The organism is Curtobacterium sp. LFS079, assembly GCF_047977865.1.
Lineage (GTDB): Bacteria > Actinomycetota > Actinomycetes > Actinomycetales > Micrococcaceae > Arthrobacter.
Map to the genome: position 1 here is coordinate 94,778 of NZ_JBFPFO010000001.1, position 21,076 is coordinate 115,853.

Annotated in this window: 20 protein-coding genes; 11 read left to right on the forward strand and 9 right to left on the reverse strand. The window is 66.9% G+C overall.

All coding sequences use genetic code 11. The annotated features are described in order from the left end of the window. Positions 1 to 448 precede the first annotated feature (448 nt). A complete protein-coding gene (locus ACNQPB_RS00470; protein WP_498748172.1) occupies positions 449 to 613 on the forward strand; it encodes a hypothetical protein in 165 nt (54 codons plus the stop codon). Positions 614 to 850: 237 nt separating this feature from the next. Here ACNQPB_RS00470 and ACNQPB_RS00475 read toward each other — a convergent pair whose 3' ends face one another. Then, entirely contained in the window at positions 851 to 1,744 is an 894-nt protein-coding gene (locus ACNQPB_RS00475; protein ID WP_498748174.1) for a LysR family transcriptional regulator, read from the reverse strand. Positions 1,745 to 1,856: 112 nt separating this feature from the next. Here ACNQPB_RS00475 and ACNQPB_RS00480 point away from each other — a divergent pair, with 112 nt between their 5' ends. The 3 genes from ACNQPB_RS00480 to ACNQPB_RS00490 are packed head-to-tail and all read left to right on the forward strand — an operon-like array spanning position 1,857 to position 5,556. Next, positions 1,857 to 2,624 (forward strand): enoyl-CoA hydratase/isomerase family protein, encoded by a 768-nt coding sequence (locus tag ACNQPB_RS00480; protein ID WP_498748175.1) that lies wholly within the window; start codon positions 1,857 to 1,859, stop codon positions 2,622 to 2,624. Between the two features lie 14 nt (positions 2,625 to 2,638). Then, a complete protein-coding gene (locus tag ACNQPB_RS00485) occupies positions 2,639 to 4,237 on the forward strand; it encodes an acetate--CoA ligase (protein WP_498748177.1) in 1,599 nt (532 codons plus the stop codon). Beyond that, a complete protein-coding gene (locus ACNQPB_RS00490) occupies positions 4,234 to 5,556 on the forward strand; it encodes an MFS transporter (protein WP_498748179.1) in 1,323 nt (440 codons plus the stop codon). The genes ACNQPB_RS00485 and ACNQPB_RS00490 overlap by 4 nt, the downstream gene beginning before the upstream one ends. 99 nt (positions 5,557 to 5,655) lie before the next feature. Here ACNQPB_RS00490 and ACNQPB_RS00495 read toward each other — a convergent pair whose 3' ends face one another. Continuing rightward, the gene (locus ACNQPB_RS00495) at positions 5,656 to 6,477 is read right to left on the reverse strand and encodes a nuclease-related domain-containing protein (RefSeq protein ID WP_498748181.1); all 822 of its coding nucleotides are present in this window, start codon (positions 6,475 to 6,477) and stop codon (positions 5,656 to 5,658) included. A gap of 172 nt (positions 6,478 to 6,649) precedes the next feature. Between ACNQPB_RS00495 and ACNQPB_RS00500 the strand changes: the two genes are divergently transcribed. Then, positions 6,650 to 6,808 (forward strand): hypothetical protein, encoded by a 159-nt coding sequence (locus ACNQPB_RS00500; protein ID WP_498748183.1) that lies wholly within the window; start codon positions 6,650 to 6,652, stop codon positions 6,806 to 6,808. A gap of 50 nt (positions 6,809 to 6,858) precedes the next feature. After that, positions 6,859 to 7,407 carry a VOC family protein gene (locus ACNQPB_RS00505; protein ID WP_498748185.1) on the forward strand — a complete coding sequence of 183 codons (549 nt, stop codon included), beginning with the start codon at positions 6,859 to 6,861 and terminating at the stop codon, positions 7,405 to 7,407. A 113-nt stretch (positions 7,408 to 7,520) separates the two neighbouring features. On the opposite strand, the gene ACNQPB_RS00510 is transcribed toward ACNQPB_RS00505, so the two are convergent. After that, a complete protein-coding gene (locus ACNQPB_RS00510) occupies positions 7,521 to 8,099 on the reverse strand; it encodes a TetR/AcrR family transcriptional regulator (RefSeq protein ID WP_498748187.1) in 579 nt (192 codons plus the stop codon). Between the two features lie 58 nt (positions 8,100 to 8,157). Here ACNQPB_RS00510 and ACNQPB_RS00515 point away from each other — a divergent pair, with 58 nt between their 5' ends. Next, positions 8,158 to 9,378, forward strand: a complete 1,221-nt coding sequence (locus tag ACNQPB_RS00515; protein ID WP_498748188.1) for a beta-ketoacyl-[acyl-carrier-protein] synthase family protein — start codon at positions 8,158 to 8,160, stop codon at positions 9,376 to 9,378. A gap of 38 nt (positions 9,379 to 9,416) precedes the next feature. Here the strand turns inward: ACNQPB_RS00515 and ACNQPB_RS00520 are convergent, their stop codons facing one another. Both ACNQPB_RS00520 and ACNQPB_RS00525 read right to left on the reverse strand, forming a co-directional pair. Further along, entirely contained in the window at positions 9,417 to 10,637 is a 1,221-nt protein-coding gene (locus ACNQPB_RS00520; RefSeq protein WP_498748190.1) for an ROK family transcriptional regulator, read from the reverse strand. A gap of 13 nt (positions 10,638 to 10,650) precedes the next feature. Beyond that, entirely contained in the window at positions 10,651 to 11,919 is a 1,269-nt protein-coding gene (locus tag ACNQPB_RS00525; protein ID WP_498748192.1) for an FAD-binding protein, read from the reverse strand. 213 nt (positions 11,920 to 12,132) lie between these two features. Here ACNQPB_RS00525 and xylA point away from each other — a divergent pair, with 213 nt between their 5' ends. The 4 genes from xylA (at position 12,133) to ACNQPB_RS00545 (ending at position 16,996) form a co-directional block, all read left to right on the forward strand. Beyond that, complete coding sequence (gene xylA / locus ACNQPB_RS00530; protein WP_498748193.1) at positions 12,133 to 13,323, forward strand: xylose isomerase; 1,191 nt, start codon at positions 12,133 to 12,135, stop codon at positions 13,321 to 13,323. A gap of 19 nt (positions 13,324 to 13,342) precedes the next feature. Next, positions 13,343 to 14,851: a xylulokinase gene (gene xylB / locus ACNQPB_RS00535; RefSeq protein ID WP_498749048.1), complete on the forward strand. Its 1,509-nt coding sequence runs from the start codon at positions 13,343 to 13,345 to the stop codon at positions 14,849 to 14,851. A 76-nt stretch (positions 14,852 to 14,927) separates the two neighbouring features. Then, positions 14,928 to 15,779, forward strand: a complete 852-nt coding sequence (locus tag ACNQPB_RS00540; RefSeq protein WP_498748195.1) for an NAD-dependent epimerase/dehydratase family protein — start codon at positions 14,928 to 14,930, stop codon at positions 15,777 to 15,779. Positions 15,780 to 15,895: 116 nt separating this feature from the next. After that, positions 15,896 to 16,996: an ROK family protein gene (locus tag ACNQPB_RS00545; protein WP_498748197.1), complete on the forward strand. Its 1,101-nt coding sequence runs from the start codon at positions 15,896 to 15,898 to the stop codon at positions 16,994 to 16,996. On the opposite strand, the gene ACNQPB_RS00550 is transcribed toward ACNQPB_RS00545, so the two are convergent. The 4 genes from ACNQPB_RS00550 to ACNQPB_RS00565 are packed head-to-tail and all read right to left on the reverse strand — an operon-like array spanning position 16,978 to position 21,073. Further along, entirely contained in the window at positions 16,978 to 18,123 is a 1,146-nt protein-coding gene (locus ACNQPB_RS00550) for a Gfo/Idh/MocA family protein (RefSeq protein ID WP_498748199.1), read from the reverse strand. The genes ACNQPB_RS00545 and ACNQPB_RS00550 overlap by 19 nt on opposite strands. Beyond that, a complete protein-coding gene (locus ACNQPB_RS00555; RefSeq protein WP_498748201.1) occupies positions 18,108 to 18,806 on the reverse strand; it encodes a ThuA domain-containing protein in 699 nt (232 codons plus the stop codon). Before ACNQPB_RS00555 ends, ACNQPB_RS00550 begins: the two co-directional genes overlap by 16 nt. Then, positions 18,799 to 19,815: a sugar phosphate isomerase/epimerase family protein gene (locus ACNQPB_RS00560; protein WP_498748202.1), complete on the reverse strand. Its 1,017-nt coding sequence runs from the start codon at positions 19,813 to 19,815 to the stop codon at positions 18,799 to 18,801. The genes ACNQPB_RS00555 and ACNQPB_RS00560 overlap by 8 nt, the downstream gene beginning before the upstream one ends. Before the next feature lies 1 nt (position 19,816). Beyond that, positions 19,817 to 21,073: a Gfo/Idh/MocA family protein gene (locus ACNQPB_RS00565; protein WP_498748204.1), complete on the reverse strand. Its 1,257-nt coding sequence runs from the start codon at positions 21,071 to 21,073 to the stop codon at positions 19,817 to 19,819. Between the last annotated feature and the right edge of the window lie 3 nt (positions 21,074 to 21,076).

Here is a 21,076-nt window from a genome sequence, read left to right on the forward strand (position 1 = left end):
CAGCACCCCAGTGGGCCACGTCCTCAGGAATGCCGCTCAGTATAATTCCGGCTGCGATAGGTCCAAGCCCAAGCGAATCAATCTGGGTTGTCTTGGCCTCCGAGGACTTTATCAGCCGTAGAAGATAATTGATTTCAGAGTTGAGCCTGCCATCAATTTCCGCAAGCTCACTCTGAACGCTGTCGATCGCGGTGCCCCGGTGCTGCGCTTCCGCCTGCAGCGCAGCGCGAAGATTCTCCAAGCCTTCCTTGAGCCAATCCAGCTTCTGGATGGGATCTGCTGCCGGTTCCCAATGGAAGCCATCCAATATCGTAAGGCGGCCATTGCCTGAGCGGCTTGCATCGAACCCCTGCGGGCGGACCTCCTGAGGGGGCGGTCGAAACAACTGCAACATCTTGTTGATGGCAGTTCCGATCCGAGCCAATGGTTTGAGTATCCAGCGGATGCGATGCCTGAAACCTTCGGGCGCCGCAATGATTGCGCCCAGAAACGCCATGATGACTCCGCCGCGCTTGCTGAAATCTATAAGCAGCTGGGTGTTGTTCCAGAAGTTGTCCAACAGCCATTGACCCACCGTCATGGCGACAGTTTGCCAGAAACCCTCGAAGGGTGAGGCGGCAATGGCAATGATCCTTTCATGGTTTCATCGTCGCCCGCCGCTCAGCGGCCTCTGTTGAGAAAACATCCGTTTCGAGTGATGCTTCCAGCGGTTCGGCTCGATCTTGGCCTTTGAGCGTCCCTGGCCATGGCGGCAATCACCGGGCAGTACCAATACGATGCTGCAAGCTGGCTTCCTCTTTGTTCCTGGAAGCCTCATTTTCAGAAGCCGGTCTCGACAGTGTCTGCCTGCTCACCCATGCCCACCAGCCCCCAACCCAACCCCAACTGCCTCCACGAACGCATCCGTCTCCGCTGACCGCCGGCTCTTCAGCCACAATGCCGAGGTCCGCCAAGCCAAGGGATCCCCAACCAACGGCCGCCATACAATCCCCGCAGGCAACGGTGTCCACGGCTCCTCGTTGAAGTGCACACCACGGCCGGCCAGGATCAGGCCGTGCGTGAAGTGCTGGTTCCTGGCATGCACAATCGCCGCCGGGAGATATCCAGCATCCCGGCACGTCTGCAGGAACGAGTCGTACAGCGGCGGGGCCATATGCCGGGGAAAGATGATCAACGGATTCCCAGCAAGCTCGCCCAGCGGCACCGCATCCAAAGAAGCTAGGGGATGCGAAGCATTCAGCACCACCCCCAAAGCCTTCGAGAACACCGGCCCCGACTCAAAGCCCACCGCGCTCAAAGGGTGACGGACCACCGCAACGTCCAGTTCGCCGTCGCGCAATCGCTCCACCTGCTCAACAGTGGTGAGCTCGTGCAGGTTCAGCAGCACATCGGGGGCAAGCGAGCTGAACGAAGACACCATCGCGGACAGCGCAACAGGATTCGTATCCGGCGGCACCGCCACCTGCAGCACACCTGACGTCCCGGGCCGGATCCGCCTCATTGATTCCTGCGCAAGGGCCACGTTGTCCAGGACGGCCCGGGCATGCTCCAGCAGCAAAGCCCCGGCTTCGGACAGCTCCACACCGGTCCGCCGGCGGTGGAACAGCAGCACCCCGAGTTCCTTCTCCAGGTCCTTGATCCGCTGGGAAAGAGGCGGCTGCGCCATGTGCAGGCGCTGCGCCGCGCGGCCGAAGTGAAGCTCCTCGCTGAGCACCACGAAGTACTTCAGATGATGGATATCCATGCCGCGCACCATATCAGTTTGGTATCGAGGCGAGTGGATTTTGATGTTAGACGGGTCACATCCCGCGGTGCTCTGATGGGACACAAGCCAAGAACAAGAACAAAGGAACCCAATGTCCCAGGACGTCCTCTTCGAACAGTCCGGCCAGACGGCCATCATCACCCTCAACCGCCCGGAAAAGCTCAACGCCTGGACCGCCTCCATGCGCAGTGAACTGATCGGCCACCTTGAAGGCCTCAAGGGCAACCAGGGCATCCGCGCCGTGATCCTCACCGGTAGCGGCCGCGCGTTCTGCGCCGGCCAGGACCTCGCCGAAACCACCACCATGGACCCCGAGGACCACGCCGCCGCCGAGGCCTGGATCGACGGTTTCGACCGCCTCTACCGCGCCGTGCGGGACCTGGACCAGATCACCATCGCGGCCGTCAACGGCGTGGCCGCCGGCTCGGGCTTCCAGTACGCGCTCCTCACGGACCTCCGCGTGGGCGATTCCAAGGTCCGCATGGGCCAGCCCGAGGTCCTCTCCGGGATCCCCAGCATCACCGGCATCTGGGCCATGTGGAGCATCCTGGGCAAATCCAAGACCTCCCAGTTCGTGCTCACCGGCGAACTGGTGGACGCCGCCGAAGCCCAGCGGCTGGGCCTGCTGAACTACCTGGCCGACGACGGCGCGGTGCTGGATTACGCGAAGGAACTCGCCTCGCGCTTGAGCCTCCTTCCTCCGGGAGCGGTCCGCCTGACCAAGAACCGCCTGCGCAGCCTCGAAGAAGACGACCTCAGCGACGCCATGGCCGAAGCCAAGCGCGTGCACCGCGAGGCCTATGGAACCGGTGAACCGCAGCGTGAAATGGCCCGCTTCCTGGCCGGTCGCAAGGGCTGAAGGGGACCAGGGAAATGACCACCCAACTCACCGAAGACCGCTACGCCGAGATGGTGAAAGCCCACCGCTGGGAGGTTCCGGAGTTCTACAACATGGCCTCCGACGTCGCCGACCGTCACCCGCGGGACAAGCGTGCGCTCATCCTGGAATCCGCCGTCGAAGGCCACCGCGAAGTGAACTGGGGCGAAATCCAGGACCGCTCCCGGCAAGTGGCCGCCACCCTGCAGGTGGCGGGAGTTAAGAAGGGGGACCGGGTTGCAGTGCTGCTGCCGCAGCGCGCGGACACTCCCGCGGTGTACCTGGGCGTGCTGCGCACCGGTGCCGTGCTGGTCACCATGTCGCTGCTCTGGGCGGCCGAGCCCATCCGCTTCCGGCTGGAGGACAGCGGCGCCACCGTGATCATCGCCGAGGACTCCGCCAGGCACCTGTTCGAGGATTACCAAGGCCGCTTCATCGACGTCGACAGCCCGGACATCGCCGCGGCCCCCACCGAATTCCAGGACGTCGAAACGCGCGCCGACGATCCCGCGCTGATCTTCTACACCTCGGGCACCACCGGCCGGGCCAAAGGGATCGTCCACGCGCACCGCACCCTGCTGGGCCACAACGAGTTCGAATACTGCCACCAACTCGGCGACGGGGACGTCTTCTACGGGGCGGGGGACTGGGCCTGGTCCATGGCCAAGCTCATGGGCCCGCTGCGTGCCGGCGCCACCCATCTGGTGTTCCGGCCCGGGGGCGGCTTCGAGCCGGCGTCGTTGTTGGACAGCATGAGCCGCCACGGCGTCACCAGCGCGCTGGTCAACCCTACTTTCCTGCGGAAAATGCGGGAGGACGTGCCCGACGCCGGAGCCCGCTTCCCGCTGTCCCTGCGGACGGTCTGTTCCTCCAATGAGCCGCTGACGCCGGATCTGATCGACTGGTTCCGGGAGCAGTTCGGCGTGACCCTGATGGACTACTACGGCTCCACCGAGTCCTACCCGTTGCTGGGCAATTTCCCCGGCGTGCCCGTGAAACCCGGTTCCATGGGACGACCGCTGCCCGGCTGGGTCGTGTTGCTGTTGGATGACAACGAACAGGAGGTGCCACAGGGCGAAACCGGCGAGATCTGCCTGCGCAGCAACTGCAACCCGCAGTTCCCCTTGGGATACTGGAATATGCCCGAGGCGTCCGCGGCAGCATTCGGCGGGGACTGGTACCACACCAAGGACCAGGCCTACATGGACGAGGACGGCTACTTCTGGTTCCTCGGCCGGACGGACGATGTCATCAAGACCTCCGGCTACCGGGTGGGCCCCTACGAACTCGAAGCCGTGATCCGTGAACTTGACGCCGTGCGGGACGTCTCCGTCACCGGGGTCCCGGACCCGCTGCGCGGCCAGTCCATCAAAGCCTGGATCCAACTGGCTCCCGGGCATGCCGCCGGCGAAGAACTTGACCGGCAGATCGTGGCCCACGTGAAGGAAAACTTCTCCCGCTTCGCCTACCCCCGATTCATCGAATACCTCCCGGAACTGCCAAAATCGGCAACCGGCAAGGTCCAGCGGGCCCAGCTCCGCGCCCTCCCCAACCCCGTCCCTTCCACTCCCCAACACGAAGGACAGCCCTCATGAAAACCTTGACTGTGAATCCTGTCGAAACCGAAACCTCCCCGCGGCGGAACCTCAAGCGCGTCGCCGCCGCGGCGGCCATCGGCAACTTCGTGGAGTGGTTCGATTCGGCCGCCTACGCCGTGATGTCCGTGACGATCGCCAAGCTCTTCTTCCCCAGCTATTCGACGACGGCCGCCCTGCTGGCCGTGTGGGCGATCTTCGCCGGCGGCTTCATCGCACGTCCGTTGGGGGCTGCGTTCTTTGGCCGTTACGGTGACCGGATCGGCCGCAACAAGATGCTGGGCCTTTGTGTGCTGATCATGAGCGCGGCCACTTTCTGCATCGGCATCCTGCCGCCCTTCGCGGTGATTGGGGTGTGGGCGCCCATCCTGTTGTTCCTCTTCAGGGCCGTACAGGGCTTCACCACCGGCGGCGAATACACGGGTTCCTCCGCCTTCATCGTGGAGTATGCCTCGGCAGGCAAGCGCGCCACCTATGCCAGCATCATCCCGGCCACCGTGGGCCTGGCCTCCGTGGCTGGTGCCTTGCTGGGCGCGGCCATCACCGCGAATCTGAGCACCGAGGACCTGCAGGCCTGGGGCTGGCGGATTCCGTTCCTGCTGGCCGCGCCGCTGGGCCTGATTGGCCTGTACATCCGCTCCCGGGTGGACGACACCCCGGTATTCCGCGGCCTGGAGAAGAAAGGTGAGGTGGCCAAGAAGCCGCTGGGTGACGCCATCCGGCTCTGCGCACGCCAGATCTTCACCCTCTTCGGATACAGCATCACCAACGCCGTGGCGTACTACCTGATGAGCAGCTACATGATCGCCTACATGACATCCAGCCTGCATTACTCCAGCACGGACTCGATGATCACCAGCATGGTCACCATGCTCGTCTACACCATCACCTGCCCGCTGGCCGCCCGCGCCAGCGACCGTTTCGGCCGCAAGAAGATGCTGTTGACCGCCTGCCTGGGCTTCGTGGTGATGACCATCCCCGCTTTCGCGATCATGCCGCTTGGCCTGGGTTGGGCGATTGTGGGCACCAGCATCCTGGGCGCCCTGGTGGCCGTGATTGGTACGTCCAATGTGCCGGCACTGGTGGAGATGTTCCCGTCCTCGGTGCGCGCCTCCGGTTCGGCGATCGGCTACACGCTGGCCTACGTGCTCTTCGGCGGGACCGCACCGTTCGTGGCCACCGGCCTCGTCGCCGGTTTCGGGACTCCCTTGGCCCCAGCGTTCTACCTGATGGGCGTCGCGGTGGTGTCCGCCGTCGTCGTCATCCTGTTCTTCCGCGAGACGAAAAACCTGTCCCTTTCGCGGACCACGGTGCTGTAGGGCTTTACGCTGCGGAAACGGACTGGCGCTGCGGGAATTCCCGTAGCGCCAGTCCGTTTGTGCGTCGGGGGGCTAAGGGTGTCCAAATGAGTCGATGAGCTACCGCAGCAACGCGGGGAAGAGGAGCCCCGCCACCACCGCCGCAAGGAATCCGAGCACCCACCCAAGCCGACGAAGCGCCGCCCTGTTCACCTGCCTTCTCAGCTCTTCAAAGCGTGCCCCGAGCTCAGCGGGGTCGCCGAGAACCGGCGCATTCCGGTGCCACGTTCGTGAGTTGATTGCCGCCGCGGTGATTCCTTGGACGTCCTCGCCCGAAAGCACCGCTCGCCGCCGGCGAAGCCAGGACGACAGCTGGCGATCGGACAGCACCACAACATTTGAGGGCCGCTCCCGGATGACCAGGGTTTTCGGTGAAACAACCACCACGAGTCCGGTCACACCAACCGGCCTGTCCGTCGCTGCCGAAAGCAACTTGGCGGCACGCTGAGCTTCGAACTCCGCATTTGGAATGTGGCGCTTGCGCTGGCCGGCGACCATGAGGGTTCGCCCTGCCACCCACACCGGCTGGCCCGTGTGGTTCTTGGTGTTGATCGTGTAGACGCCGCCCGGGCCGATAACCACGTGGTCGATGTCCGAGGAACCTACTCCGACAGGCACAGCATGCAGCACAGTCCACTCCGGCCCCAACGAACTGAGGATCTTTCCTACAGCCACTTCCCCGAGCGCACCCTGGAACCAAGGCCGAGTCTCCGTGCTGAGGGGGTTTGCGCCGAAGATGCGTCCGAGCAAGGAGACCGGCGCATCGCGCTGCCGCTGCGACAAGAGCTCATGAATCGCAGCCTGCCCCGGAATGTGGTCCCCCAACGACTGATGCATCGGACCCGAGCGTAGAGCAGGACGCTCCGCGAGGGAACACCCCATACACGTCAGAAATTTCGAGTCAGTCCCCCTTGCCGCCGTCGTCGAGCGTTCGGGCGTCACTGTTCAGACCGTCATCCGGCGCTTCGAGGACCAGACCGGCCTGATCAACGCCACCGCGGAGTATTCCGCGGCGAACGTCGCGAGCCAGCGGGGCGCCGCCCCGGCAGGTGACGTGGCCGCCGTCGTCGCCAATCTCGTGGTGGACACCTTTACGGCGCGGGCGCGCCCGGACGCGCCGGACCTCCGGAAGGCAATCGACGACGTCGCCCTGACCTTCTGCTGCCGGGCATTAAATCCCGCCGCGATTCAGGACAGCAACAGACCTGATTGAGGTCTATCGTTCGTTGATACCGAGGAAAACAGCTTCGAAAGGAACTGCTTATGTCCAGGCAGGAAAATGCCGCTCCCGCCGGCTACACCACGCTCGCCCCGTGGGTCGTCACTGACGACACCGGGGCCTTCCTCGCCTTTGTTGCGCAGGTGTTCGACGGCGAGGAGCTCGCCCGGGTGGTCACGGAAGATGGATTGGTGGGGCATGCCGAAATAAGGGTCGGCGATACGGTGGTGCTGGGCTTCGATCGCCGCCCGGATTGGCCGGCGATGCCGAGCCTCCTGCGCGTGTTCGTCCCCGACGCAGACGCGACATTCTCGAAGGCAGTGGCCGCCGGCGCCCGGGTGGTCACCGAGCTGTCCAATAGTGCTTTCGGGCAGCGGGGAGGGCGAATCAAGGACCCCTTCGGCAACATCTGGTGGGTGGTGAGCCATGTGGAGGATGTCCCCGAAGAGCTGATGTGGGAGCGCCTGCGGGACCCTGTCTACGCCGAGGGGATGCGCGTGGCGCAGGAAACGCTCGACGCCGAGCTGAGCGGGCGGCTTCACGGCCGCAGCAGTGCGCCCGTCGCTCCGCCGGCGGAACGCACTGCTCCCTGAACCACCGCGCGAGGAGCCCCTACTTGCGGGTCCACAGGCTGGTGTCGTTGCGGTCGATCGCTTCGGAGGCGCCGATGACCGCATATGGCTGGTGGTGCTACCCGGACCCTTCCTCAGTCGACCGATATTGTGCTGGCGAGGTCCAGGTCCGAGGGACCGCCCGTTGCACCGGCGTCTGCGAGAAGGGTTGCCCCGAAGACCGCGCTCCAGAACGTTCGCGTGTCGCGGCCAGTCCCGCTGCGGCTGGTCCACCCTCGCTCAATGATGACCCGCTCGAGGTACCGCTCCGATTGCCGGAAGAGCAGTTCCAGGAGGGTGCGGACGCGTTCCCGCTGTGCATCGTCGTTCCCTGCCGTGGCCAGGGCGCGGACCGCCAGTGTTGTTGATGGCATCACCAGGGCGGTGCGCGCGAGCACCTGCCGGAACTGGCCGGCGGAGCGGGCGCGCCTTCCGGCGGTCTGGAGCCGCGCGGTATCGCGGAGGAGCAGGCTGAACGCAGCGTCGAGGACCAGGCGATCCTTCGAGCCGTAGTGATGTGTGATCTGGTTCGGGTACACGCCGGCTGCGCGGGCGATCTCGCCCACGGTGATTCCGCGTGCCCCGCCGCTGAGCAGTTCGGCCGCGGCGGCGAGAATTTTCGCGCGGGTCGCCGCTCCGCGGGGGAGTTGCGGGCTGTCCACTCTGATTTCCACATCCAGAATTGTACGTGATACAACTTTACTTGTTTGCCATACAAGTAAGGAGTTCTACGTGGAAGTCTCGATCACCGGCTATGGCGCGGTTTCCCCCTTCGGCCACGGCGTCGGCGCCCTATGGGAAGCCCTCGTTGCTGGGCGCTCCGGTGTGCGGAGGCTCCAGCGGGACGGCGCCCTGTGGGAGCAGGTTCCGATCCGCGTCGCCGCGGACGCTGCCCTCGACGCTGACGCGGCGCTTGGCCGCGTCCGGGCAAACCGGCTCGACCGCAATCAGCAACTCGCGTTGGTCGCTGCGGGCGAGGCGTGGGAAGACGCCGGGACTCCCCAGGTGGAGGGCGACCGGCTTGCTGTGGTCGTGGGCACCGGCATCGGCGGAATCGAGTCGCTCCTCGACGCGCACGATGTACTCGGTGCCGCTGGCCTGCGACGGGTCTCGCCGCGGACCGTGCCGATGCTCATGGCCAACGGTGCCGCCGCGCAGATCAGCATCGCATTCGGCGCCCGTGCCGGGGCGTACACAACGGTCTCAGCTTGCGCGTCCGGCGCTGAGGCAATCGCGGCGGCCGCGCGACTTATCGTCGCGGGCGAGGCCGATGTCGTCATCGCCGGTGGCACCGAGGCCGCGGTGACGCCGGTTGCGATGGCGGCATTCGCCCAATCCCAGGCACTTGCGAAACCCGGCGATGAGGACCCGATTACGCTTTCACGGCCATTCGACGTAAACCGGCGCGGCTTCGTGCTCGGCGAGGGCGCCGGGATAGTGGTCCTCGAGCGCGCGGATCACGCTGTTGCGCGCGGGCACCGCCCGCACGCCACACTCGCCGGGTGGGGGATTACCTCGGATGCCTTCCACATCACCGCACCCCTCGCCGACGGCAGCGAGCAGGAACGCGCCATGGCGGCGGCGATCCGGATGGCCGGACTGACCGGCGCGGACATCGACCACGTGAACGCCCACGCGACGAGTACACCGGTCGGTGACGTCGGCGAAGCAGCGGCAATCGCCCGGGCTGTCGGGACCGGCGCGCTTGTGACGGCGCCGAAAAGCGCAATCGGACACATGTTCGGCGCGGCCGGGGCGGTCGAATCAATCCTCACCATCCGGGCACTCGAGACCGGAACCGTTCCTCCCACGTTGAACCTGGAGCAGCTTGACCCGGAAGTGGAGCTGGACGTCGTTGCCGGCGCGCCACGGACGGCGCGGCTCCGCACCGCGCTGAACAACTCCTTCGGCTTCGGCGGGCACAACGCGTCGCTGGTGTTCACTGCCCTCTGACGTTTATGTGGCGGCGCCGGCTGCCGTGCCCGCGGCTTTCAGGCTCCGCGACCCTTTGCCGAGGGGACCGGAAGCTCCCTGACCCCGGCGGGGTCCGCCAGGAACCGGGCAAACACCAGCTCGGCGGCCCCGATCATCATCAGGTCCGACCCCAGCGCAGCGCGCTTGATTCTGGTCTTGTCCGCTGCGCCCAGGGCCTGGGTGCGGAGCAGGTTTTCCAAGGTGCCGGGGGCAAGGGAATGGAGGACGCCCAGGAAGCCGTCGAGCACGATCGTGTCCGGGTTGAAGGTGTTGACCGCGTTCCGCAGGGTGATTCCCAGGAAGCCCAGCTGCCGGGCGACTTCCGCGCCCAGCTCCGGGCCGTCCTTGGCGCGCAGCGCTTCTTCGAGCTGCCCGGCGTCGCCGCCTTCCAGCCCGGCCAGCTCAAAAAGGGGGGACTGCGACACTTCGGTCTCAAGGCATCCGGTGGCCCCGCAATGGCAACCCTTGCCGTCGGTGCGCACGAAGGTGTGCCCCAATTCGCCCGCGTATCCGGCGGAGCCGCGCAGCAGTGCCCCGTCCGCAATGATGCCGCCGCCGATGCCGCTGGCGCCGCCGTTGAGGTAGACGAGGTTGCCGCGTCCGGCGCCGGCTCCGAAGATCAGCTCGGCTTCCGCACCCAGCGAGGCGTCGTTGTCCGCCAGGCAGGGATAGCCGGTGGCCTCGCTCATCATCCGGGCCACGGGCTCGTCCCGCCAGGCCAGGTGCGGCGCGTGCCGGACCATCCCGTCCGCCCTGTTGACCAGGCCCGGAACGGCCATGCCGATGCCGGTGATCCGGTAGGAGGCATCGAGCTCGGAGCGCATCCCGGCGATGACAGCGGCGGCAATGTTCACGGCTTCCTTGGCCGTGGGAATCCGCTCCGTGGCGAAGCGGATCTTCTTCTGCACCTTTCCGCCCAGGCTCACCAGCCCGATGGTGACGGCGTCCACCTCGGGATTCACGGCCAGCGCTGCCGTGGAGGGATCGGGCCGGACGTCCGGACTGGGACGGCCCACCTGCCCCTCCCCGGACGGCGCGCTTTCGTAGACGAGACCGAGGGCCACGAGCTGCCCCACCAGGGTGCCCACGGTTGACCTGTTCAGCCCCGTCCTCTTGGTCAGCTCCGCGCGGCTGAGGACGCCGTGGTGGTGGACCAGGGACGAAATCAAGGCCAGGTTGTTCCGGCGGGACGGATCAAGGTCGCCGGCCATTGCGGCGGGACGGGCTGTTGCGGACATCATCGCGAGAATATCAGCTGCCAAACACGGTGCGGTCGAGGAATCCGTTGCGGAACTTGCCGCTGGGATCCAGCTTCTGAGCCAGGGCGACGAAGTCGCCGAAGCGCGGGTACAAGGGCGCGACGGCGGCAGCACCGGCGTCGAACAGCTTGCCCCAGTGCGGCCTCACCGCGAAGGGGGCCAGTTCCGCTTCGATCAGCGGAAGGACGGCCTCCACGGCCGGCTGGTCCTGGCGCCAGGTGAAGTGCAGGCCGATGCTGTCGCGGCCGTAGTTGGGGCTCAGCCAGAGACTGTCCGCGGCCATGGTGCGGATTTCGCCGATCAGCAGCAGGGGCGTCACCACATCGGAGAGCCTGCGCATGGTGCGCAGGGCCTCCACGGCGTGCTCGCGGGGGATGAAGTATTCGCTCTGCAGTTCGTCGCCCTGGCTCGGGGTGAACTCCATCCTGAAATGCGCCAGCCGCTCCGACCACGGCCCGGGGACGCCAAGCTGCTGGGTGCAGTTGCTGCCGGACACCCCGGGAAGCGGGTGCCTGGCCTCCGTTGCCGGAACGCCGCCGAAGAATGCCGCCGGCGCGTCCTGCCCGGGAATGGTGCTGCGCCGCTTGAGCCACGCCTGGCTGATGGTTTCCCCGCTCCAGTCGGTGAAGAGGCTGACGCTGTAGGCCGAGGACGTCACGGCGTCGAAATCCGCCAGAACGTCCTCCCAGCTGAGGTTTTCGAAGACGTTCTGGGAGATCTCGAAGCTTGGCTCGATGTCCAGGGTCAGCTCGGTGACGATGCCGAGGGCGCCCAGCCCCACCACCATGCCGTCAAAGTCCGGGTCCCCGCGGCGGGCCGTGATCAGGCCGCCGTCGGCGGTGACCATCCGGAGGCCGGCGACGGCGGTGGCGAGGTTGCCGTTGGCGTCACCGGAGCCGTGGGTCGCCGTCGAGACTGCTCCCGCGATGGAAATGTGCGGCAGTGAGGCGAGGTTGTGGAGGGCGAAACCCTGGCGCTGCAGTTCCGTGGCAAGCATTCCGTAGCGGGTGCCGCCGCTTACCGTGACCGTCATCTTGTCCGCATCCACGCTGATCCCGGGCTCCAGGCGGTCCAGCACGGCGAGGGTTCCCGTGGTGTCCGCGATGGCATTGAAGGAATGCCGGGACCCGAGCGCCCGGATGTGCCGTGCGCCGGCCACCAGGGCCTGGAGTTCCGCCACGCTTTCCGGATGGGCGATCTGCGGGGCTTGGTAGCTGTAGTTCCCTGCCCAGTTGCGTTCGGCTACCAGTTGATCAGTCACGGTTGAATCCTTCGTCCGAGGTGTCCTATTTGATGTTCTCAACAACATACCAGCGGTGGTTGGTGTCAGGCTAGGGTTTTCGCGGGCTTTCAACCTTAGCGAGTTCCGGCAGATTTGCTGGCACAAGTGGTTGACATCACGGAAATCCATAATATGTTGGATAGCGAAACAAATAAGCGTGGCAAGCCCACCCCAAGCACCCCGGAGCCCTCAATGACGATTCAGCCCACCCGCGAAGACAAGTTTTCTTTCGGTCTATGGACCGTGGGATGGGAGGCCCAGGACCAGTTCGGTTCCGCCACCCGCCCGCCGCTGGACACCGTGGAAGCCGTCAACCGGCTCAGCGACCTCGGCGCCTACGGCATCACCTTCCACGACAATGACCTCTTCCCCTTCGGCTGCTCGGCGGCCGACCGCCAGCGCGAAATCGACCGCCTGCAGGGCGCCCTGAAGTCCACCGGCATGGTGGTTCCGATGGTCACCACCAACCTGTTCAGCCACCCGGTGTTCAAGGACGGCGGTTTCACCAGCAACGACCGCGGTGTCCGCCGCTTCGCCCTGCGCAAGGTGCTGGACAACATCGACCTCGCCGCCGAACTGGGCGCCGAAACCTTCGTCATGTGGGGCGGCCGCGAAGGCAGCGAGTACGACGCCGCCAAGGACATCCGCGGAGCCCTGGAACGTTACCGCGAGGCCGTGAACCTCCTGGGGGACTACGTCACGGACAAGGGCTACAACATCCGTTTCGCCATCGAACCGAAGCCGAACGAACCCCGTGGCGATATCCTGCTGCCCACCCTCGGCCACGCCCTGGCGTTCATCGAAACCCTGGAACGCCCCGAGCTGGTGGGCATCAACCCGGAGACCGGACACGAGCAGATGGCCGGCCTGAACTTCACACACGGCATCGCCCAGGCGCTGTACCAGGGCAAGCTCTTCCACATCGACCTCAACGGCCAGCGCAGCATCAAGTTCGACCAGGACCTGGTGTTCGGCCACGGCGACCTGCAGAACGCCTTCTCCCTGGTGGACCTGCTCGAAAACGGCGGACCCGACGGCGGACCCTCCTACCAGGGCCCGCGCCACTTCGACTACAAGCCCAGCCGCACCGAGGACATCAACGGAGTGTGGGACTCCGCGGCCGCGAACATGCAGACCTACCTGCTCCTGAAGGAGCGCGCCAAGGCATTCCGCGCCGACCCCGAGGTCCAGGCCGCGCTCCAGGCGTCCCGCGTCTCCGAAATCAACGAACCCACCCTGAACCCGGGCGAAGGCTACGAGCAGCTCCGCGCGGACAAGTCCTCCTACGAGGACTTCGACGCCGACGCCTACTTCGGCGGCAAGGGCTTCGGCTTCGTGAAGCTTCAGCAGCTCTTCATCGAACACCTTCTCGGAGCACGCTGATACCGTGCCGGCTGCTTCCTTGAAACTCGTTGCCGGGGTTGATTCCTCTACCCAAAGCTGCAAAGTGGTGGTCCTGGACGCGGACAGCGGCGCGCTGCTCCGCCAGGGACGCGCAAGCCACCCGGAAGGCACGGAAGTCCATCCGGACGAGTGGTGGCGGGCGCTCTCCGAGGCGTTCGACGATGCCGGCGGCCTGCCAGATGTCAGCGCCTTGTCCGTCGGCGGCCAGCAGCACGGCATGGTGCTGCTGGACCGCGACGGCAACGTGATCCGCCCGGCCCTGCTGTGGAACGACACCCGTTCGGCGGGCGCCGCGGCGGACCTCACCGCCGAAGTGGGGGCGGAGGATTTCGCCCGGCGCACCGGCCTGGTGCCCGTGGCGTCCTTCACCGTCACCAAGGTCCGCTGGGTCCGGGACCATGAACCGGATCTGGCGGACCGGGTGGCCGCTGTCGCGCTTCCGCACGATTGGCTCACCTGGCGCCTGCGCGGCTACGGCCCGGCGGGCTCGAGCCCGCTGGGGCCGGACCTGGACGCCCTCACCACGGACCGTTCGGACGCCAGCGGCACCGGGTATTGGAGCCCGCTGACCGGCCGCTATGACCTTGGGCTGTTCAAGCTGGCTTTCGGCCGGGACGCCCGGGAAGCCGGCGCCGCTTCCGACGGCGGCGACGTGCCCGGCGTCGTGATCCTGCCGCGCGTGCTGGGTCCCGGCGACGCCGCGGGGCGGATCCATCAGGACTGTTTCGGCACGTCCCGGGTGGGAGGTGCCGAGGGAATCCTGCTGGGCGTGGGCGCAGGCGACAACGCCGCCGCGGCGCTCGGCCTCGGGGCGAAGGCCGGCGACGTCGTTGTGTCAGTGGGCACCAGCGGTACCGTTTTCGCCGTCGACACCTCGCCCGGACAGGACGCTAGCGGTACCGTGGCCGGCTTCGCGGACGCCAGCGGCGAATACCTCCCGATCACCGTGACGCTGAACGCCGCCCGCGTGCTCAGCTCGGTGGCGGGAGTGCTCGACGTCGACTTCGACGAACTCTCCCGGCTCGCCCTTGAGGCCGAACCGGGAGCCGGCGGCGTGGTGCTGGTGCCGTACTTCGAGGGGGAGCGGACCCCCAACCTGCCGCATGCGAAGGCAAGTTTCCACGGCCTCAGCATCGCCTCCACCACCCGCCCGAACATCGCCCGGGCAGCCATCGAAGGCATGCTCTGCGGGCTCGCCGGCGGGCTAGATGCGCTGCGTGCCCAGGGTGGCCGCGCCGAACGGCTGCTGCTGATCGGCGGTGCCGTGCAGAATCCCGCCGTGCAGCGTATCGCGGCCCAGGTGTTCGAGCTTCCCGTCGTGGTGCCGAGCCCGGGTGAATACGTTGCCCGGGGTGCTGCGGTCCAGGCGGCGTGGGCGCTCGCAGGGGAACGGCCGGACTGGCCCGTTGCCCTCGATGCCATGCCCGAGCCGGATTTCCGGGTGGAGATCCTGGAGAACTACGGCAAAGCGGCGGCACTGGTGGCTGGTGAAGTTCTTGGCTGGTGAAGTTCTGCTGCGCCCCCAAACATGAAATCGGTAGGCTGTGCTTGCGTGTCTACCCCTACTCGGCCGGAGGAACTAAATGAAGATCGCGCTTACAGGCGGAAGCGGGAAACTCGGGCGGGTCACCCTCGGGTATCTGCGTGAGGCCGGCCATGAAGTGTGGAACCTGGACCGCGCAGGGGACCGCGACCCCGGCTTCATCCAGACGGACCTGACGGATTACGGCCAGGTGATCGACGCGATGGCGGGCGTCGACGACCGCCACAAAGGGGTTGACGCCGTGGTCCATCTCGCCGCGGTTCCGGCGCCGGGACTCGTGCCGGACGCCGCGACGTTCCGCAACAACATCCTCGCAACGCACAGCGTCTTCCAGGCCGCACGGCGGCTCGGCATCAAGCGCATCGCCTACGCGTCCAGCGAAACGGTGCTGGGCCTGCCGTTCGACCAGGACCCGCCGTACATCCCCGTTGACGAGGAGTACGAAGCACGCCCCGAGAGCACGTATTCACTCGTGAAGCACCTCGAGGAGCAAATGGGCCGCCAGCTGTGCCGCTGGGACCCGCGCTTGAGTATCTCCGCCCTGCGTTTCTCCAACGTCATGGACCCCGGAGACTATGCGCAGTTCCCGTCTTTCGACAATGATCCGCGGGCCCGTAAGTGGAACCTATGGGGCTACATCGACGGACGGGACGGTGCCCAGGCAGTTGAGAAAGCACTCCTCGCCGCCCGGCCGGGGTTCGAGGCCTACGTCATCGCCGCAGCGGACACGGTCATGGAACGCTCCTCCGCCTCCCTCGCGGCCGAGGTCTTCCCGAATGTCCGCGTGACCAGGAACCTTGGCGAGCACGAGACCCTGCTCGGCATCGACAAAGCACGCCGGCTCCTGGGCTTCGAGCCGCGCCACAGCTGGCGCACGGAGACAGGAAGCTGACGCCCGCCACGCCCGGCGTTGGATCCGCCGGAACCGCCGGCACCGCCGGACGGGTCGGCGACGTCCGCCGGCAGAACCTGGCGCTCGTCCTCGCCGGAATCCACCGGAACAGCGGGGTGACGCGCGCCCGGCTTGCCGCGGACAGCGGGCTGACCAAGGCCTCGGTGTCCAGCCTGGTGGCGGATCTGCTTGAGTCGGGCCTGGTGCGGGAGGACAGCCTTGCCCGCGACGGGGAACGCGGGCGGCCGGGGACGGGGCTCATGCTCAACCCGGCCCGCGGCGTCCTCGCCGCCGAAATCAACGTGGACCACCTCGCCGTCGGCGTGCTGGATTTCGCCGGGGAACTGACCTTCCACGAAAGCGTCGAACGCCGCAACCGCGGAAGCGGGCCCGCGGAAATCCTGCCCCTCCTCGTGGACATGGCCGAACGCGCGGCAACAGCGGCGGCGGCGTCCGGCGTCGAACTTCTTGGCGGGGAATTGACGGTACCGGGACTGGTGGACACGGAACGGAACGTGGTACTGACCGCCCCCAACCTGGGCTGGACCGGCGTCGACCTCTCCGAGGAACTGCCCCGGCTCCTGCCCGGCGCGCCGTTCGGCGTCTCCCTCTCGAACGAGGCAAACAGCGCAGCGCTCGCCGAACTCTGGCACGGACACGGCAGGACCTTCCGCGATTTTCTCTACGTCTCGGGTGAGGTCGGGGTCGGCGGCGGGCTGGTGATTGACTCCCGGCTCTTCTCCGGTCCGCAGGGACATGCCGGCGAGATCGGGCACATCGTGGTGCATCCCGAGGGGCCCCGCTGCGCTTGCGGAGGACGTGGATGCCTTGAGACCTTCGCAGGCCAGGACGCCATATATTCCGCCGCCGGAATAGAGCAGGATGCGCCCCGCATGGGGCGGCTCTTGCACCGCTTGTCCGACGGCGACGAGGGTGCGGTAGCGGCCGTGGACCGGGCCGGGCAGTACCTCGGAATCGCGGTGGCCTCGACGGCGCGGGTGGCGAACGTCTCCGCCGTCGTGCTGGGCGGGCATTTCGCCGCGCTTGAGGAATGGATCGCCCCCGCACTGTGCCGGAGCCTGGACCACTACGCGCCGGGACTCGTCCCCGGAGGGAACGTGGCGTTCTCCGGACTGGGGCGGACGGGGGCGCTCGTCGGCGCCGCCGCCACCTCGGTCCGGAGAATCCTCGCCAGCCCCTACGAACTGATTCCCTGACCTCCACCTACCGGAACTTCATTCGCCAATGCGGCCAGCTCCACAGGTTCCGGCCGTGCCACCGTGCTCTTGATGGGCACGGCCGAGCCGCTGTGCGCGGACGCCAGCACCGATTCCATGACCTCCAGCACGTGGTAGGCCAGCCGTCCGCCCGCGCGGGGCTCCTCACCGGCGGGAGTGGCCGCGAGGTCTGCGATGCCGAAACCGCGGCCCGAGTCGATGTAACCCGCCGAGACGGGCAGCGTCTGCCAGGAGTCGGCGCCGAGCGCGAAAAGTTCCACGTCGCCGTCGAAATGGTTCGGATCCGGCACAGCGAGCGTCCCGAGCGAACCATGGACCTCGATGTTGGCGGACTTCGACTTGGCAGCGTCGAAGCTCATGAACAGCGTCGACAGGGCCCCGGAGGCGTGCACCAGGACCCCGGTGACGTGCGAATCGATGTCCACCGGAATCACCTCGCCCTCCCGCGGGCCCGAGCCGATCACCCGCTCCGGGCGGGTGTGGCTTGCCGCCCCGATAACCGAAACCACCGGGCCCAGCAGCGTAACCAGGGCGCTGACGTAATACGGACCCATGTCGAGCAGCGGCCCGCCTCCTGGCTGGTAGTAGAAGTCCGGATTCGGGTGCCAGCGCTCGTGCCCCGGCGTCACCATCGTGGCAGTGGCCGAAATCGGGGAGCCGATCAGGCCGTCGTCGATCGCCTTGCGGGCGGTCTGGATCCCGGTGCCCAGCACGGTGTCGGGGGCGCAGCCGACGACGACGCCGGCCTCCCGCGCGGCGTCGAGTACCCGCCCGGCTTCTGCGGTGGTCGCCGCGAGCGGCTTCTCCCCGTACACGCTCTTTCCGGCGCCGATCGCCTTCAGCGCGATCGGCCCGTGCGCTGCCGGGACGGTGAGGTTCAGGACGAGTTCGACGTCGTCCGCCGCCAGGAGCTCATCCACAGAGAGGGCACGGACACCTTCGTAGGAATCTGCAACTGCCTGTGCCCGCGCAAAGTCCAGGTCCGCGACGGCGACCAGGTCGATGGAGTCGAGCCGGCGGAAGTTGCTGAGGTACTGATCGACGATCTTGCCGCAGCCGATGATTCCCACCTTCAGCGGTTTGCCCGTGTTTAGCGGCTTGCCCACAGCATGCCCCTTTCGATGATCGTGCGGACGTTGGCGTCCTGGAGGACTTCCACGTTGTGGCCGGGGGTGCAGACGAAGATCCGGCCTTTGGCCCACTGCCGGGTCCAGATCGCCGGCGAGGTGACTTCGCGGTTCCACGGGTCCCAGTCCCGGACCTTCTGGGTGGTGGTGGCGAGGACGTCGATGTAGTCGTCCGCCAGGACCCAGTACTGCTCGGTGACCAGCTCGAAATCGCCGATGCCTTCGGTGATCGGATGCGATGCCGCGGCCGGGAGCATGTTCACCATGTAGGGCACGTAGTTGTCAGCCTGTTCCCCGGTGCGTTCGTCCGGGTGGTTGCCGGGGTGGCAGGCGAACTGGCCGCCGATCATATGCAGGTAGTCCGAGGTGTTCCGGTAGGAATCGGCGATCCCGCCGTGCCAGCCGGCCAGGCCCGTACCATTCTCGACGGCGGTGCGCAGCCCTTCGAACTCGTCCTTTTCGATGGTGGACATCGTCACGCACTGCACCACCAGGTCCACACCGGCCATGTATTCCGGATTGGCATATACCTTGGGGGATTCCTCCACCCGGACCTCGTACCCATTCTCTTTGAGGAATGGAACAAACAGCTCCGTCGCCTCGGTCGGCTGGTGGCCGTCCCAGCCGCCGCGGACCACCAGGGCGGTCTTCTTCTCAGTCATGGTTTCCTTTGCTGCTGAAGGCCGCGTCGAAGGCGGCGGCGGGCGGAGCGATGCGGGCAAGTTCCCGCACCATGGCCAAGGACTGGGGAGCCCCGACGAGGCGGTCCATGCCGGCGTCCTCCCATTCGACGCTGGTGGGTCCCTCGTAGCCGATCGCGTTCAGGGTGCGGAAGATCGGTTCCCAGTTCACGTCGCCGTGGCCGGCGGTCACGAAGTCCCAGCCGCGGCGCGGGTCCGCCCAGGGCAGGTGCGAGCCGAGCCGGCCGTTGCGGCCGTTGAGCTGGCGCACCGATTCCTTGACGTGCACGTGGAAGATCCTGTCCGCAAAGTCCTGGAGGAACATCACCGGATCCAGGTCCTGCCAGATGAAGTGCGAGGGATCGAAGTTCAGCCCGAAGCTTTCCCGGTGGCCGATCGCTTCCATGGTCTGCTTGGCGGTCCAGTAGTCGTAGGCGATCTCGGAGGGATGGACCTCCAGCGCGAAACGGACCCCGGCCTCGTCGAACACGTCCAGGATGGGGTTCCAGCGGTCGGCGAAGTCCTGGTAGCCGCGCTCGATCATGCCAGCAGAGGCCGGCGGGAACATGGCCACGGCCTTCCAGATCGACGACCCTGTGAACCCGGTGACGGTGCGGACGCCGAGCCGCGCGGCGGCGCGGGCGGTGGCCTTCATCGCCTCCGCAGCGCGCTGCCGCACCCCCTCTGCGTCGCCGTCGCCCCACACCTGCTCCGGGAGGATGTCCCGGTGCCGTTCATCGATCGGGTCATCGCAGACCGCCTGTCCCGTGAGGTGGTTGGCGATCGCAAAGACCTCCAGGCCGTTCCGTTTCAGGATGTCGAGCCGGTCCTGCACATAGGCGTCGTCCACGGCTGCGCGGACCGGGTCCAGGTGGTCGCCCCAGCAGGCGATCTCCAGCCCGTCGAAGCCCCATTCGCCCGCCAGCCGGGCGACTTCTTCGAAGGGCAGGTCGGCCCACTGGCCGGTGAACAGCGTGATCGGTCGTGCCATGTCAGGCTCCTTCAACTTTGGTCCAGCGGCTCTCTTCGGTGGCGCTCGCTTCGACGGCGGCGAGCACCTTTTGGACTTGCAGTGCGTCCGCGAACGACGGCGAGGGCTGCTCGCCTGCCCCGATCGCGGTCACGAGGTCCACCACCTGGTGGGTGAAGCCGTGCTCGTAGCCGAGGCCGTGGCCGGTGGGCCACCAGTTGCCGACGTACGGGTGTTCCGGTTCGGTGACGAAGATCCGGCGGAACCCGGCGTCCGGGGACTCGGCGGCGTCGTAGAAGGACAGGACGTTCATGTCCTCGAAGTCGAAGGCGAGCGAGCCGAGCGTGCCGTTGACCTCCAGGCGCATTGCGTTCTTGCGTCCCAGCGCGAAACGGGTGGCTTCGAAAACCCCGACGGCGCCCGCGGAGGTGCCGCCGCCGTCAAACCCTGTCCCGCCGTCGAACCCTGGCCCGCCGTCGAACCCTGTCCCGCCGTCAAACCGGGCGCTGAAAATCGCCGCGTCGTCGACGGTGACGGTACCGCGCGGTGCATCGGCGCCGACGTCGCCGTGACCGCCCAGGCCCACGAGGTCGCCGGCGAGGGGACGTTCGTGGACGAAGGTCTCCAGGACGGCGGAGACGCCGCTGATGTTCTGTCCGGTGACCCATTGGGCGGCGTCGATGCTGTGTGCTCCGATGTCTCCGAGCGAGCCGGACCCGGACTTGGCCTTGTCCAACCGCCAGGTCATGGGCGCGTTTTCGTCGCTGAGCCAGTCCTGCAGGTACTGCGCCCGCACGTGCCGGATCCGGCCCAGGCGCCCTTCGGTCACCATCCGCCTGGCCAGCGCCAACGCGGGGGTGCGGCGGTAGCTGAAGCCGCACATCGAGAACACCCCGCGTTCCGCGGCGGCCCGGGCGGCCTCGGTCATGCGTTCGGCTTCGGCCACGGAGTTCGCGAGCGGCTTTTCGCACAGGACGTGCTTCCCGGCCTCAAGGGCCGCGATCGCGATTTCGGCGTGGGTGTTGCCCGGGGTGCAGATGTCGATCAGGTCGATGTCGTCGCGCTCGATGAGGCGCCGCCAGTCAGTCTCCACGGAGTCCCAGCCGAGCTTGGCAGCGGCTGCCCGGACGCCGTCGTCGTTTCTTCCGCACAGGGCGGTGAGCCGGGGGTCCAGCGGGAGATCGAAGAACCTCGGCGCTGTGCGCCAGGCGTGGGAGTGGGCGGCGCCCATGAAGGAGTAGCCGACCATGCCGACGCGCAGGGGCGTAGTGGTTGTCATAGG

Coding starts and splice junctions, on each gene's coding strand:
- ACNQPB_RS00470 (WP_498748172.1), top strand. CDS start 449: ATGCCTGAAACCTTCGGGCGCCGCAATGATTGCGCCCAGAAACGCCAT.
- ACNQPB_RS00475 (WP_498748174.1), bottom strand. CDS start 1,744: ATGGATATCCATCATCTGAAGTACTTCGTGGTGCTCAGCGAGGAGCTT.
- ACNQPB_RS00480 (WP_498748175.1), top strand. CDS start 1,857: ATGTCCCAGGACGTCCTCTTCGAACAGTCCGGCCAGACGGCCATCATC.
- ACNQPB_RS00485 (WP_498748177.1), top strand. CDS start 2,639: ATGACCACCCAACTCACCGAAGACCGCTACGCCGAGATGGTGAAAGCC.
- ACNQPB_RS00490 (WP_498748179.1), top strand. CDS start 4,234: ATGAAAACCTTGACTGTGAATCCTGTCGAAACCGAAACCTCCCCGCGG.
- ACNQPB_RS00495 (WP_498748181.1), bottom strand. CDS start 6,477: ATGGGGTGTTCCCTCGCGGAGCGTCCTGCTCTACGCTCGGGTCCGATG.
- ACNQPB_RS00505 (WP_498748185.1), top strand. CDS start 6,859: ATGTCCAGGCAGGAAAATGCCGCTCCCGCCGGCTACACCACGCTCGCC.
- ACNQPB_RS00520 (WP_498748190.1), bottom strand. CDS start 10,637: ATGTCCGCAACAGCCCGTCCCGCCGCAATGGCCGGCGACCTTGATCCG.
- xylA (WP_498748193.1), top strand. CDS start 12,133: ATGACGATTCAGCCCACCCGCGAAGACAAGTTTTCTTTCGGTCTATGG.
- ACNQPB_RS00540 (WP_498748195.1), top strand. CDS start 14,928: ATGAAGATCGCGCTTACAGGCGGAAGCGGGAAACTCGGGCGGGTCACC.
- ACNQPB_RS00555 (WP_498748201.1), bottom strand. CDS start 18,806: ATGACTGAGAAGAAGACCGCCCTGGTGGTCCGCGGCGGCTGGGACGGC.
- ACNQPB_RS00560 (WP_498748202.1), bottom strand. CDS start 19,815: ATGGCACGACCGATCACGCTGTTCACCGGCCAGTGGGCCGACCTGCCC.
- ACNQPB_RS00565 (WP_498748204.1), bottom strand. CDS start 21,073: ATGACAACCACTACGCCCCTGCGCGTCGGCATGGTCGGCTACTCCTTC.